Below are 14,372 nucleotides of genomic sequence, written 5' to 3'. Positions count from 1 at the left end.
TCGGCATTTTTACGGCAACGATCTTCTCTTTAAAGATCCATCCGATACCATGGTCGCGGCGATTATCCAGGATGGCTGAAGTTAATCTGTGCTGTCATTTCGCCTATTTAAAGTTCAGTGTAATTGGCCAGGACAGACACCTTCTGGTGATAGCCAGCCAGCACAAGCATGCATCGAGGATGATATTTTGCCTTATCAAGTAATTCGACGTGATTTGACTGAAACTTCCAGGAAGTGTGATTTTTGTCCACAATATCTAACTTCCCTAAAAGCCTATATCCTAAAAGATTTAGAAACAGGATTGTTATATTATTCTGGACCGACGTGTGCAAAAAATAAGGCAGGTGAAGGTGCTATATCAGGAATACCAGATCTAACTAAGTTTACTTTATCCACAAAAGATCGCGAAGGTAGTTGTAGTACTGGCGGACAAAGAGGTAATGGTGAGGATAACCAAGAAAAAAAAGCCATTGAGTACCTAATGCTAAGAGAAAATAAGCTCGTAAATGAACTTAAATGCTCATATTCAGTCCTAAAGGAATACTACGAAAAACTTAACTCTCAGGGACTTTCTAGGTCTGACATTCAACATATAAACAATATTTCAGCCAAAGCGCCAGATAATCTAAGCCCCTTAACATTGCAAAAGATATATAACTATTTATTCTGGATTGATGTGGGCATCGAGAAGTTACCATCAGAAAAAACTGCTTTTTTAGTTGGCGTCAGAAAGACAATAATATCTAAAGGGAGAATTACAGAAAAACAGAAAACATCAATAAATAAATGGCTTGAACATATAAATGGCGTACCGCAGTTGAAATAACGCATAGTGGTTAATTAACTATACTCAGGACCTCCTTCAGCTTAGTAGTCACAACCGACAATTAATATAAATCATGTACAGAAATTAAGGAATAGAATTTGATCTTCTCAGGAAAAGTGCAGGCTAGGTCATCAAAGCATAATGTAAACATGGGGCCTCCCGGAGAGGCTGTGATCATGAAATTAAACCCAAGCCGTGCTGATAAAATGAAAAAAAGCATGAATTGGAATGATATTGTTGAAGGCTCACTAAACATAATAGTGAGCGAGAGTGTCGTACATGAATTACTGCTTTGCGAACCGGTGTTTAAGGAGTGTGGGAATGAAATATTATACCCAGACGGTTTCCAACATATACCTAAACTGAGGGTTGGTTATCTTTACTACGCCGGAGTTGCAAAAGCTAATGGAAAACAATATCCAGTATTAGTCCGCAGAGCTTGTAATGCCTTACTTGATCGTGTTGAACTTTTCTCTAACGTCATGCTCAGGTCATTCTTATGCATAGCGGATAATGACACTCTGAGTGTGGAAATAATAAATAATATATCGATATAGTCATCACCTGATATCTACCACTTTGAATACTGCCTAACGATCGCAAGGTAGAGGTCAGTAGGAGCTATTCTACACACGATTTGGCGCGAGAACAGGAGTGAGCGCCTTAATTGGAGACGGTTCTTTGGCAAAGAACCGCCAAGCCACCCGCCCCCATCAAAGCCATCGACCTCGCATTCCCCCTTGTCAGTAACCTAACATCTAACCCTGCCCCAACCTCTGCGCCAATCCCGAATAGCGCTCGGTCTTTTTGCGCACCGCCTGTGCCAGCAGGGCGCGATCGCCGTAGAGATCGAGGCGGGCCTTGGCGCGGGTGATGCCGGTGTAGACCAGCTCGCGGGTCAGCAGCGGGCTGGGGGCATCGGGCAGCACCAGCACGGTGTGCGCGAACTCCGAGCCCTGAGACTTGTGGATGGTCATGGCAAACACCGTCTCGTGGGGCGGCAGACGGCTCGGCAGCAGGCTGCGCACGCCGCCGTCGGCCTGCTCGAACCACACCTTGAGGCGCCCCTCCTCATCCGGCAGGCACAGACCCATGTCGCCGTTGTAAAGGCCGATACCGTGATCGTTTTGCACCACCATGACGGCGCGTCCGGCGTACCACTCCCCCTCTTTGGCGATCAGCCGCGCCCGGTTGAGCGCCGCCTCGATGCGCTCGTTGAGCCCCTCGACTCCGAACGGCCCCTCGCGCAGGGCGCAGAGGATCTGAAAGCCGTTGAAGGCCAGGAACACCGCCTTGGGTGCGAGCCCCTCGCGCAGGGCCGCCAGATAGGGGCGATAGCCATCGACCGCCTGCTGGATCAGCGCCTCGTAGCGCTCGGCGCTCCAGGGGTGCAGGGCGATGTCGGTAAACCCCTCCCCCCACACCCGCTCGACGGCGGCCGGATCGCCGCCGTTGCAGGCGCGCGCCAGCCGGCCGATGCCGGAGCGCTCGTCAAAACGCCAGCTCTTGCTAAGCAGGCAGAGGCTGTCGCGCACCGGGGCGCCGGCGGCCGAGCCGGCCACCAGGTAGCCGCTCTGGGCGGCGAGCCAGTTGGCCTGCGCCTCGCTCACCCCCTGCGTCACGAAGCTACAGATATCGGCCAGTACGGCGCCGGCCTCGACCGAGGCGAGCTGATCCTTGTCGCCAAGCAAGATCAGGCGAGCCTGCGGTGGCAGCGCCTCGAGCAGGCGCGCCATCATGGGCAAGTCCACCATGGAGGCCTCGTCCACCACCAGCACGTCCAGATGCAAAGGGTTGCCGGCGTGGTGGCGGAACTGGCTGCGCCCCGGGATCACCCCGAGCAGCCGGTGCAGGGTGCCCGCCTCGGTCGGGATGGCGCTCACCACGTCGGGGCTCAGCGGCAGATCGCCGAGGGCCGCCCCTATGCTCTCGGTCAGGCGCGCCGCCGCCTTGCCGGTGGGGGCCACCAGCCGGATGGCCGGCGCCGCCCCGGCCCGCAGCCCGGTCTCGACCAGGATGGCGAGCAGCCTGGCCACCGTGGTGGTCTTGCCGGTGCCGGGGCCGCCCGAGATGACCGCAAAGGGGCGACCGGCGGCGGTGGCCGCCGCGAGCTTCTGGCCGTTGGAGCAGGCCGAGGGCGGGATCAGGGTATCGAGGGGGGCAAGTTCGGCGCCGCTCTGGGCCGAGGCGAGCAGTGCGGCGATCTCGTCCCAGGCAAGCGCGGCCCCCTCGACCACGTCCAGGTACTTCTCAAGGAAGTGGCGCACCGAGAAATCCGGGGCAGTGCGAAGGGGCAGCAAGGCCGCGAACAGCCGCCCGTAGTCGCGGGCAAACAGGCGATCCAGCGCGGCGCGGATGTCGGGGAACTCGGCCCGCGCCGAGAGGGCGCGCAAGCGCGCGGCCACCGCGCGTTCGAAGTCGTGGTAGCGGGTCAGGTAGAGCCGCCCGCACCAGAGCACCAGCGGCGTGTGGGGCGCGCTGTGGCTGCCGTCCCCCACCAGGGGCGAGGCGGCCAGACGCGCCGGCCACGTCGCCAAGGGGGCCAGCCCCTCGAGCAGGGCGGCGCGCTCGTCACCGTCGAGCCCGAACGGGCGTTCGATGGCATCCAGCGGCAGGCAGATGTGGCCACGGCCCAGCTCGAAGCAGGCGAGCGCGGCGGCCAGCACCAGCTCCGGCTCGCCCCCCAGGCTCTCGATCAGGCGGGCAAATTGCAGATCGAGCTGGCGCACGCGGCCTGCCTCGGCCAGGGCGCGCAGCCGGGTGAGCAAGGGGCTATCGGAATGGATGGGCGTGCTCATGCTGCCTCCTCGCCGTTAAAGAGTGAATCGAGGGCGTGCACCAGCTCAAGGGCGGGAGCGGCGTGGAAGACGCCGGCCTCGGGCATGCCGCGCAGGAACAGGTAGAAGACGCCGCCCAGGTGGCGGGCCGGATCGTAATCGGGCAGGCGGTGGGCCAGCAGCCGGTGCAGCGCCAGGGTGTAGAGTTGGTATTGCAGATCGTAATGGTGATCGAGCATGGCCTGCTCGAGGGCCGCGCCGCCGTAATCGAGGGGGCTCTGCCCCAACCAGTTGGACTTGTAGTCGAGCACGTACCAGCGCCCCTGCCACTCGAACACCAGATCGATAAAGCCCTTGAGCATCCCCTGCACGCTCTGAAACGCGAGGGGCTTGCCGCGCGCCGAGAGGGGATCGTGGGCCCTTCGCAGCGCATCGAGCCCCTCGGCCGTGACCCGCTCCATGGGCAGGAAGAACTCCAGCTCAGCCTGATGGTGGGCCACCTCACCCAGCCGCAGCCCCGGCAGCAGCTCGGTCCCGAGTACGGCCGCCAGATGCGCGGTCAGCACCTCGCTCCACTCGGGCTCGAAGCCGTCGCGCTCGAGCAGGGCCGCCACCTGGGGGGCCACCTCGTCGTGACGGGCGGGATCGCGCGCCAGCTCGAAGGGGATCTCCTCAAACAGGGTGTGCAGCAGGGTGCCGGGCCGGGCGCCGCGCGGGAAGGTGAAGATGGAGCGCTCCGGCGCCATCTCTTCGCCGCGCTCGCGGGCCACCTCGGCGTCAAAACCTGGGGTCGCCAGTACACCGCGATCGTGGTGGCTGCCGGAGCTGGAGAGCGCCGAGTAGGAGCTGACCCACCAGTCGCGCTCGATGCGCCCACCGAAGCTGCGCACCTTAGGTGTGGCCTCCGCCTCGTGCTCGGCGGGCAGCGGGGCCGGGCGAGCGAGTGACGGCTCACCCACCACCACTCCCGGCACCTCGCGCGCCAGGGTGGTCAGCGCCTCGGCCATCAGCGTTGCCTCCCCCTCCTCGCCCCGTTGCAACAGGTAGCCGATGGCGGTCTTGTGCAGATCGGTCTTGGTCGACTTGCCCGGCCCCGAGCGCACCGGCGCCAGCCCGAGCCAAGTGGCGTAGACGCCCCGGGTCAGTGCCACGTAGAGCAGGCGCAGATCTTCGGCCAGACGCTCGCGCTCGGCCTGCTCCAGCGCCTTCGGCGAACGGCTGAGATCGAGCAGGGTGCGGCTCCCCTCGTGATAGAGGGGGGTGTCGCTCTCGCGGTGGGCGCAGATAAACGGCAGGAACACCAAGGGGTATTCGAGCCCCTTGGACTTGTGGATGGTGACGATCTGCACCAGCTTGCGCTCGGATTCGAGGCGCAGCACCTGCTCCTCGGCCTGCCCTCCCTCCCGGGTCGCCTCGGCCAGCCAGCGCAGCAGGGCATACTCCCCGTCCAGCTCGCTGGCCGCCTGCTCCAGCAGCTCGGCCAGATGCAGGTAGTTGGTCAGGCGCCGCTCCCCGAACGGGCCGGCCAGCAGGCTGGCGGCCAGCTTGCGCCGGTGCAGCAGGGCGCGCAGCATGGCCAGCACCCCGATCCGGCGCCACTGGCGGCGGTAGTCGGTGAACTCCTGCACCGTGGCCTCCCACAGCTTCTCGTCGCGGCTGAAGGCGTCCAGCGCCTTGGCGTCGAGGTCGAACAGGCCCGTGGCGAGCGCCGCGCGCAGGGCCCGCTCGTCGCTCGGGTGCAGGCAGGCGTGCAAGATCAGCAATATCTCGCGCGCCTCCGCACTATCGAGCACGCTCTCGCGGTTAGAAAGATAGACAGAGGCGATGCCGAGCGCCGAGAGGGCCTGCTGCACCACCCGCCCCTCGGTGCCGGTACGCACCAGCACGGCGATGTCGCCGGCGCGCAAGGGCGCGTCGCCAAGGTGAGCCTCCCCCTGGCGGGCCAGGGTCAGCAATCGGTGGATCTCCGCCGCCGTGGCGCTCGCCATGCGCGACTGGTAGCTCCCCTTGTTGATGGTGGGGCTCTCTGCCAGCCACCAGCAGCACAGGGCCGGCGCCTCGGCCCCCGCCAGCGTCAGCCCCTGCGGTTTGCCCTGAGCCGCCACCGGCAGGAAGGGGATGTCCTGGTCATAGATGAAGGGAGCGCGGGCGCGCTCGAACAGGGCGTTGACCGCCCCCACCAGCGCCTGGCTCGAGCGCCAGTTGCGCCCCAGGGTGTAGTGACTGCTCACAGCCCGGCGAGCCTGGATGTAAGTGAAGATGTCGGCGCCGCGAAAACCGTAGATGGCCTGCTTGGGGTCGCCGATCATCAGCAGCGCCGTCTCCTCCTGCCCGCCGTAGAGGGCGTGAAAGATGCGGTACTGCTGGGGGTCGGTATCTTGGAATTCGTCGATCATGGCCACCCGGTAGGTGGCACGGATGCGCTCGCGCAGCCGCTCCCCCAAGGGCGAGGTGAGCGCCCGGTCGAGATCCCCGAGCAAGTCCGAGAACGAGAGCTGATAAGCCTCGCGCTTGGCGCGCCCCATGCGTTTGTGCACCTCGCGGGCAGCCCGCTGCAACACCAGATCGTCGATGGCGGGGGGGCGGGTCACCAGCTCTTCGATGGCAGCGAACAGCGGCAGATCCGGGGCCTTCTCCCCTTTTTTGAGATTTTCGAGCAGGGCCGAGCGGGCAAAGCGGGCCAGGGGATCGGGCAGGGCATAGCCGTGCTCGTCGCTGTGGGCCCACAGGCCAATCTTCTCAAGCCAGCCTTCGTAGTTCTTGCCGGTGTAGCGGCTCACCACCCCCTCGGTCTGGGTGCGCAGGGCATCGAGGTGGTCGCGCCACTGGGCCTTCACCGCCGCCACCCTGGCCATCTCCCGCTCGTGGCGCGCAAGCAGGGTCTCGTCGCCGGCCGGCGGCAGGATCTCCAGCTCCGGGTTGTCGAGCCAGCCCTGAATATCGGCCAGCAGATCGGCCGGGCTCTTCCAATGTTGGCGCAGGGCGCGGGCCAGGGACTCCCCGGCCGGATAGAAGTCAGCGCGCCAGTAATCACTCACTGCCTGCAACTTGAGCTGGCTGTCGTCGGTGAGAAACTCGGTCTCAAACAGGGCGCCAGACTCGAAGGCGTTGCTCTTGAGCATCCGCTGGCAAAAACCGTGGATGGTAAAGACCGCCGCCTCGTCCATCTGCCGCTCGGCGGCAAGCAGCAGGCGCGCCGCCGCGTCGTGATCCGGCACCTCGCCGAGCAGTTGGGCCAACAAGGGATCGCCGCTTTGCCCGCGCAGGAAGGCCAGGCGCGCCTCGTGGATGCGGCCGCGAATGCGGTCACGCAGCTCGGCGGTGGCCGCCTCGGTAAAGGTCACCACCAAAATCTCGGTCACGCTCAAAGGCCGGGCGTGGGCGGTGAGCTGCCCCTCCTCATCGGCCGGGCCGTGGCCGAGCAGCAGGCGCAGGTAGAGACCGGCGATGGTGTAGGTCTTGCCGGTGCCGGCGGAGGCCTCGATCAGGCGCTCGCCAAACAGGGGAAAGCGCAGGGTATCCAGAGTGCGGGACATCAGTCGATCTCCTCCAGCGCCTGATAAAGGGGCAACAGATGGGTACGGGCGAGGGCGATGAGCTGGCTCATCACCGCCTCGTCCAGTGCGGGGAAGCAGCGCTGGATGTAAGGGTCTTCCCCCTCGCCCATCAGCTGCCAGCCCCCCTCGAAGCTGGTGCGGGCGGCGCGCAGCGCCTTCTCCTCGTCACCGCTTTTTTCCTGTTCGCCAAGCCAGCTCCAGGCGCTCTTGGGAAACAGCGGTAGCGGGTGGCGCAGCCCCGCCACCCAGTCGTCGACCAGGGCGAGCAGGTGGCGGCGGGCCACCTCGGGTGCAAGCACGGGCAGGCGCCAGCTCTTGAGCCCGTCGAGCAGCAGGGTCTCGCCGGGGGAGCGCGACAGGCACAGGCACAAGTGCCTGAGCCAGCCTTGCAGCCAGTCGCGGCCGTGGAAGCTGCCGGGTTTGACGATGAGCTGCTTGCCCTGCTCGCTGTCGAGCCAGCCGAGCAGCCGCCCTTGAGGCAGGGGGATGTCGATCTCCACCGGCGTTTTTTCCGATCGCAGCGGGCGTACCCGCTCGGCCAGCCCGGCCATCTTATCGTCCAGCTCATCGAGCAGCAGGGGGCCGAACCAGCTCTGGGGCAGCTGACCGGCCAGCCGCAGCCGCTCGCGCAGCCGCTCTGTGCCCCCTTCATTCAGGTGGGCGGTCAGCAATTGATCTTTGAGCTGATAGTTCTCCAGCCCGTCGAGGGCGAAGGGCTCGTTCTCCTCGAGGCGGGTGTCATCTAGCTCAAACCACACCTTGAGGCGGCGGTTGAGAAAGTAGCGCGCCGGATTGCGGTAAAAGCGCAGCAACTCGGCCAGCTCCAACTCGCCCCCTTCCATCTCGGGGGGCAGGGGCAGATCGCCGCTCTGGAAGTTGCCCGCCCCCGCCTTGGGGGTGAGCGCCGGCAGCCAGTCGGCCGCATAGGTGAAGAGGCGCTCATCTTTGGGAAAGAAGTAGTCGCGGCTGTAGGGGGTGAGCGGGTGCGCCGTCACCAGCGCCTGCAACAGGCGCCGGCCCGATTCGTCGTCAGGCAGCGCTTCATCACCGGCCAACACGAAGCCCTGGCGCAGGTAGTCGAGCAGCTCGGCCAGCAGCACCGAGGGTTCACGCTCGCTGTTGTCCTGCACGCTGAAGCCCTGATAGCTGATGTAGAGGCCGTCCTGGGCGCTCAGCAGCGCCTCGAGGAAGAGGTAGCGGTCGTCGTCACGGCGCGATCGGTCCCCGCGCCGGCTGGCGAGCGCCATCAGGTCGAACCCCATGGGCGGCAAGGTGCGCGGGTAGACGCCGTCGTTCATGCCGAGCAGGCAGACTTGGCGAAACGGGATGGATCGCATCGGCATCAGGGTGCAGAAGTTGACCTGGCCGGCGAGAAAGCGCTGGCTCGAGCGTTGGGCCGCCAGCGCCTGGCCGAGCACATCTTGCAGCAGCGCTGGGGTAATCGGCTCGTCGAAGCGCACCTCGCCGAGGGTCTCCTGCCAGCTGGCCATGGCATCGCGCACCAGCTGGATGTGGCGCTCCTCGTCTTCATCCGGGTCATAGCAGGCCGCGAGCAGGGCGTGCAGCAGCCGGTGCCACTCGGGCAGGGAGCGGGCTTGCTCCAGCAGCGGCAGGAAGTGGGCCAGGGTGTCGACGAAGGCGGCGAGCTTGCCGAGCGTCACCCCTTGCTGCCCCTCGATCTCGGCATAGGGCAGGATGCCGGCCACCGGCTCCCCCTCCCCCATGGCGTAGCCAAGCAGCATGCGGCGCAGGCCGAACAGCCAGGAGTTGCCCGACAGGGCCGGCAGGTCGAAGCGCTCCGGGTAGGCATCGTCGAGCCCCCAGCGGATGCCGCTCTCCTGCACCCAGCGGCGCAGGGTGTCGAACTCCTCCACCGTCAGGGCAAAACGGCGCAGCACCGCCGGCACCTCGAGCAGGGCGAGCAGCTCGCCCGCCCCGAAGCGTTGGCGTGGCAGGCGCAGCAGCGCCAAAAAACTTTGCAGCAGCGGGCTCTCCTGGCTCGCCGCCCGATCCGAGATGGAGAAGGGGATCTGGCCGCGCGCCCCGAATACCGCCTGGATGAAGGGGGCGTAGCCGGCCACGTCCGGCATCATCACCACCACCTCTTTCGGGGTCAGGGTCGGGTCACGCTCGAACAGATCGAGCAGGCGATCGTGCAGCACCTCCAATTCGCGCACCGGGCTGTGGCAGGCGTGGATCTGCAAGCTGTGATCGCCCGCCGTGAGCACCGTCTTGTGGCGGCTCGAGTCGGGGTCGTCGCACACGGCGCCGCGATCGCGTTGCTCCAGCACATCCCCTTGCAGGCGGTGCAGCAGGGTGTCGTCGGTCATGTCGACGAAGGCCTCCACCTCCGGCGGCTCCAGCCCCATCAGGTGGTGCAGGTAGTCGCGCCCGAGCTTGCCCATGGAGGCGAGCAGTGGGTTGCTCTCCCCTTGCAGGGTCTCAAGGTCGGTGCCGGGGCGCAGCCGCCGCTCGAGGCGGGCCATGGTCTTGCGATCGAGCAGATCGCCCCAGTAGTAGCGGCACGGGTTGGTGACAAACAGGTGCACCTCGATGCGCTCGCCGAGCACCCGCAGCGCCTCCACATAGCCGGGCGGCAGGGCCGAGATGCCGAAGACGAAGACCCGCTTGGGCAGCCGTCCCGGCAGAGGGGCGCCGCTTTGCAGCGCCTGAATGAAGGATTCGAACAGGTTCGCCCTGTGATAGCCGCTGTCGGCCAGTTGCAGGGTACGGGCCACCAGCTCGCGCCACAGCACGGGTTGCCAATCCTGGCCGGCCACCTCGCCAAGCTCGGCAGGCAGCCCCTCACCGCGCTCCCAGCGCTCGATCCAGTCGGGGCGGTAGACCAGATACTGGTCGAACAGATCCGCGACCTTCTGGCACAGCTGCCACAGGCGTACCTGCTCGGGGGACTCTTCCTGCGGGGAGAGGTAACTGCGCAAGGGGGCGAAATCGGGTCGCTCGAGCAGGGTCGGCAGCGTCATCATCAACTGCCAGCTCATGCTCTGCTTGTTGTAGGGGCTGCGGGCCGGGACGTCGCCCAGCACTTCGATGAACATCTGCCAGATGAAGCTGGCCGGCAGGGGAAAGTCGATGTTGGCGGCGATGCCGAAGGCGCTCGCCAGCTCCAGCTTGAGCCACTGGGCCATGCCGGGGCTCTGAACCAGGATCTGCTCGCGCTCGAACGGATCGGTCAGCGGGTCGCGGCGCACCAGCTCGACCAGTAGGGCCTTGAGCACGTCGAGCTGGTTGGAGTGATAGAGGGTGAACATGGACAATCCCCATCGAAGGCAATGGCCGGATTGTCATGGATTGGCGCGCCAGATGCAAAAAAGCCGGAGCTTTCGCTCCGGCTAAAGGCCTTGGAAAATCCTCGTAAACAGTCGCTTACCAGTTCTTGCCCAGCTTGTTGTCGAGGCTGAAGGCACCGGCACCGGCGGCAGCCAGGGCCAGGAAGCCACCGACGATGGAGATGTTCTTCATGAACATCAACATCTGCATCTGGTCAGCCGGCTGATAGTGGAAGATGAACGCCGCTACTAGGGTGAAGCCAGCCAGGAAGACCGACAGAGTACGGGTGAAGAAACCGGCCATGATGGCCAGGCCACCGCCCAGCTCGAGCAGGATCACCAGGGGGAGCAGGAAACCGGGCACGCCCATCGCTTCCATGTAACCCTGAGTACCGGCGTAACCGCTGATCTTGCCCCAACCTGCGACCACAAACATCAGGGCCAGCAGAAAACGACTCAGCAGCAGGGCGATATCTTTCATCTTTTCCATTTTCAATTCCTCATCTCTCATGGCAGGTCAAACAAAAGGGCTTCAGTGGCGGACTCGGCCATGAGCTCCCAGTTGGGTTCATCGCGACTGAACAACCCGTCGCCGGCTTGGGCAGTGAGACCACCAGTGGTCAGCTCCCCGGATATCATATGCAGGTAACCGTTACGTCCCTGCAGAGCCCAGGTGAGACTCTCACCTGCAGCCAATTGTAACCGCCAGACTCTGGCTTGTTGGCGAATCGTAAACGATCCTTGCTCACCCGTGGGGGAGGCCACCAGCGTCATGCCGGGCTGAGCCTCAATCCGCTTCTGCTGATAACCGGGGGTCGTGCCATGTTCATTCGGCTCGATCCAGATTTGCAGGAACGAAAGAGGTTCAGTTGGAGACGGATTATACTCGCTGTGGCGAATACCGGAACCCGCGCTCATCAGCTGGAACTCCCCGGCCGGGATCCGCTCTACATTACCCAGGCTGTCCTTGTGTTCAATGGCACCCTCGAGTACGCAGGTCAGGATCTCCATGTTGGCATGGGGATGGGTACCGAAACCACTACCCGGCGTCACGTGATCCTCGTTGATGACGCGCAGCGCGGAGTGACCCATCCACTTCGGGTCATAGTAGTGCCCAAAAGAGAAGGTGTGGTGGGTATCCAGCCAGCCGAAGTTAGCATGCCCACGTTCTTGTGCCGGTCTCATTGCGATCATGTGAACGCCTCCTTAAATTCGTTAATTTATCTTCTCGCGGGGGGTCTTAACCCTGGTTGCCACTACCGAAGCCAAACGGCATGCGCAGTGTGTCGCGCTGACCCGCTACATTCAGGGTCAAAGTGCCCTGGGTCTTGGCGGGCAGACGCACCACCTGGCGACCGGTCAGACTGGCATGGGTGCTGGCGATCACATCACCAAACTCATTGCGCACCTCAAGCAGCGGATTAGCTTTCCCCTCGAGGGCGGCGGTGGCTTGCCAGTCGACAAACAACATGCCTGGTGCGGCGCGAACCTCAGCCGGAATAGCAGCTTGTGCGGCAACAGAACCCATCATGCCCAGCAGGGCGATTGCGATTTGCTTTTTCATCTCTTTAATCTCTCACGTTACATGTCATTGCCAGCGTCGCATTGGCGAGCTGTCCAATGCATCCTTGCCAAGAGACCATTCAAAAATGTTGTTGCTACAATCTGGTTGGTCTCGGTTCATGTATGAGCCTTAACCTCCCCTTCAACAGCGCTATTCAGGTCACTTGTCGGTTCGTCCTAAGCGATGAGGGCATGATAGGGAGTCTTGACGAATGTTGTTAGCAAGATAATCTGGCATAGAGATTCAAATTATTTGAAGGTGTTTAGATGGGTAAGGAAAGGGCATTAACACTGGAGGCCATCCGGGTGCTGGACGCCATTGAGCGACGCGGTAGCTTCGCCGCCGCCGCCGAGGAGCTGGGCAAGGTTCCCTCTGCATTGAGCTATACGGTGCAAAAACTTGAAGATGAGCTCGATGCCGTGCTGTTTGACCGCAGCGGCCACCGCACCAAGTTCACCCCGGCCGGACGCATGCTGCTCGAGCGCGGCCGGGTACTGCTCGAGGCCGCCGAACAGCTGGTCGGTGAGACCAGGGCGCTGGCACGCGGCTGGGAGACCGACATCACGGTCGCGGTCGATGCCCTGGTCGCCATTCCCGACCTCTATCCGCTGGTCGAGAAACTGGCCGAGCAGACCGACACCCGACTGCGCTTTCGCGCCGAGGTGCTGGCCGGCAGTTGGGAGTGCCTGGAAGATGGCCGCGCCGATCTGCTGATCGCCAGCCTCAACTCGGACAGCATGATGTCCGGCATCAAGCACCAGCTGCTGTTTGAAGATGTGATGCTCTATGTCGCCCACCCGGATCACCCGCTGCACAAGGAAGCGGAGCCACTCTCTGATGAGACGCTGCGCCGCTACCGCGCCATTGCCGTGGCCGACACCGCCCTGCGCAAACCGGCACTCACCTATCGCCTGCTCGACAAACAGCCGCGCCTGACGGTGAGCACCATGGAGGAAAAGAGGGCCGCATTGCTGGCCGGGATCGGGGTAGGCACCATGCCGCTGCGCTGGGTAAAAGAGGATATCGATGTCGGGCGATTGCGGGTGATCAGCCCGGAGTACCGCCACCAGCTTCAGGTGGTGCTGGCATGGCGCCGCGACGTCATGGGCAAGGCCAAGAGTTGGCTGGTGCGGGAGATCCCGAGGCTGTGGGCCGCAAAATGAACAAAAGAAAAAGCGGAGCCCCGTCGGGATCCGCTCAATTTGCCAGGAAAGAATAAAAACCTTGCGGTTTAAAACCCTTAAATTGGAAGCAAACGGCCGATGACACAACCAGGAAGGCGTTGAAATCGACCACGTGACAAAGTATGAACGATGTAATATTCATAACCAGCACTTTGTTTTGAAGTAGAGGAAAGTGCACCACCCGGTATCACTAACTGCTCCTTCATGATCACACTGGTCTGGCCAATCCGTTGATATTGGGTAAAGAGACGAAAGCAGGCGCTGAGGTATCCACATACTGGTATCAGAATCTGTCTATCTCGCCCCTCATGTTTTAGCGGAATAATTCAATAAATATGCATAAAGGGAACGAAAGCATGCCTTATAGCCAGGTATTGGCCAACAACATACTGGAGACCCTGAAGAAGATCCTGAACGACAAGGGGATCCGCTATCAAAGCTTGGCCGATGCCCTTGGCGTCTCCATCGCCACCGTCAAGCGGATGATGAACAAGCCCTCGCTGCCGTTCGATTCCCTGCTGGAGATCTGCCATCTGGTGGGACTCTCCTTCGAGGAGCTGCTGGAACGCACCCAGGATGCCCAGAGCCGGCGCGCCGTCTTCACCAAGGAGCAGGATGACGCCTTCCACAACGAGCCCGGTCTCTACGCCTTTCTCGCCAACATCTTCTGGCGCGAGAAAAGTCTGGTCGACCTGCGGCGTGAGTACGGCCTCACCGACGCCTCCTGCTACCTCTACCTGCGCAAGTTGGAAAAGCTCGGCATACTGCAACTGGGTATCGACAACAGCTACCACTTCCTCATCAGCGAGCGGATCACCTTCGAGCAACACAGCCGCTTCGCCCGCCAGCAGGCGCGCCAGGCCATGACCATGCTGGGTGACTACCTGGTCGACAACATGCACAAGACCAACAACTACATGGCGCTGTGCCAGCTGCACCTGGAAGAACATGAAGCGATGGCGCTGATCGAGCGGATGAAGGAGTACTGGCACAGCGAACTCAAGCTCAACCGCCCGGCGGTCGGCCAACGCGAGGGGAGCAAGACCTACACCATGTCGCTGCAACTGGCCGACTGCGGCTACCAGAGCTTTGACGATCTGATCCCCAACATCGACAGCTGAAAACCAAGCCGCAGCAGGGGCTCCGAGCACCCAACAACAAGGCGCCCAATGGG

At 62.6% G+C, this 14,372-nt stretch carries 10 protein-coding genes; 4 read left to right on the top strand and 6 right to left on the bottom strand.

Translation table 11 applies throughout. The annotated features are described in order from the left end of the window. Window positions 1-88 precede the first annotated feature (88 nt). Together BN1134_RS19720 and BN1134_RS19715 are read left to right on the top strand one after the other, a co-directional pair. Complete coding sequence (locus tag BN1134_RS19720; protein ID WP_156991741.1) at window positions 89-826, top strand: hypothetical protein; 738 nt, start codon at window positions 89-91, stop codon at window positions 824-826. 98 nt (window positions 827-924) lie between these two features. Then, window positions 925-1,383 carry an uL30 family ribosomal protein gene (locus BN1134_RS19715; protein WP_156991740.1) on the top strand — a complete coding sequence of 153 codons (459 nt, stop codon included), beginning with the start codon at window positions 925-927 and terminating at the stop codon, window positions 1,381-1,383. Between the two features lie 201 nt (window positions 1,384-1,584). On the opposite strand, the gene recD is transcribed toward BN1134_RS19715, so the two are convergent. From recD to BN1134_RS10585, 6 genes are all read right to left on the bottom strand, one after another. Continuing rightward, window positions 1,585-3,624, bottom strand: coding sequence for an exodeoxyribonuclease V subunit alpha (gene recD, locus BN1134_RS10610; protein ID WP_042047138.1), 2,040 nt, complete (start codon window positions 3,622-3,624; stop codon window positions 1,585-1,587). Next, the gene (gene recB / locus BN1134_RS10605) at window positions 3,621-7,139 is read right to left on the bottom strand and encodes an exodeoxyribonuclease V subunit beta (RefSeq protein ID WP_042047137.1); all 3,519 of its coding nucleotides are present in this window, start codon (window positions 7,137-7,139) and stop codon (window positions 3,621-3,623) included. Before recB ends, recD begins: the two co-directional genes overlap by 4 nt. Beyond that, window positions 7,139-10,432, bottom strand: coding sequence for an exodeoxyribonuclease V subunit gamma (recC, locus tag BN1134_RS10600; RefSeq protein WP_042047135.1), 3,294 nt, complete (start codon window positions 10,430-10,432; stop codon window positions 7,139-7,141). Before recC ends, recB begins: the two co-directional genes overlap by 1 nt. Window positions 10,433-10,547: 115 nt before the next feature. Further along, window positions 10,548-10,940: a DoxX family protein gene (locus tag BN1134_RS10595; RefSeq protein ID WP_042047133.1), complete on the bottom strand. Its 393-nt coding sequence runs from the start codon at window positions 10,938-10,940 to the stop codon at window positions 10,548-10,550. Window positions 10,941-10,957: 17 nt separating this feature from the next. Then, window positions 10,958-11,644: a pirin family protein gene (locus tag BN1134_RS10590; protein WP_042047131.1), complete on the bottom strand. Its 687-nt coding sequence runs from the start codon at window positions 11,642-11,644 to the stop codon at window positions 10,958-10,960. Window positions 11,645-11,690: 46 nt separating this feature from the next. Next, window positions 11,691-12,014 (bottom strand): hypothetical protein, encoded by a 324-nt coding sequence (locus BN1134_RS10585; protein WP_042047130.1) that lies wholly within the window; start codon window positions 12,012-12,014, stop codon window positions 11,691-11,693. Window positions 12,015-12,280: 266 nt separating this feature from the next. On the opposite strand from BN1134_RS10585, the gene BN1134_RS10580 reads away from it, so the two are divergent. After that, window positions 12,281-13,177 (top strand): LysR family transcriptional regulator, encoded by an 897-nt coding sequence (locus tag BN1134_RS10580; protein WP_042047129.1) that lies wholly within the window; start codon window positions 12,281-12,283, stop codon window positions 13,175-13,177. A gap of 377 nt (window positions 13,178-13,554) precedes the next feature. Continuing rightward, window positions 13,555-14,319: a helix-turn-helix domain-containing protein gene (locus tag BN1134_RS10575; protein ID WP_042047128.1), complete on the top strand. Its 765-nt coding sequence runs from the start codon at window positions 13,555-13,557 to the stop codon at window positions 14,317-14,319. Window positions 14,320-14,372 lie beyond the last annotated feature (53 nt).

Source organism: Aeromonas simiae (genome assembly GCF_000820125.1).
GTDB lineage: Bacteria > Pseudomonadota > Gammaproteobacteria > Enterobacterales > Aeromonadaceae > Aeromonas > Aeromonas simiae.
The sequence above is the reverse complement of the archived record's forward strand: the minus strand, read 5'-3'. Positions and strand labels throughout refer to the sequence as shown.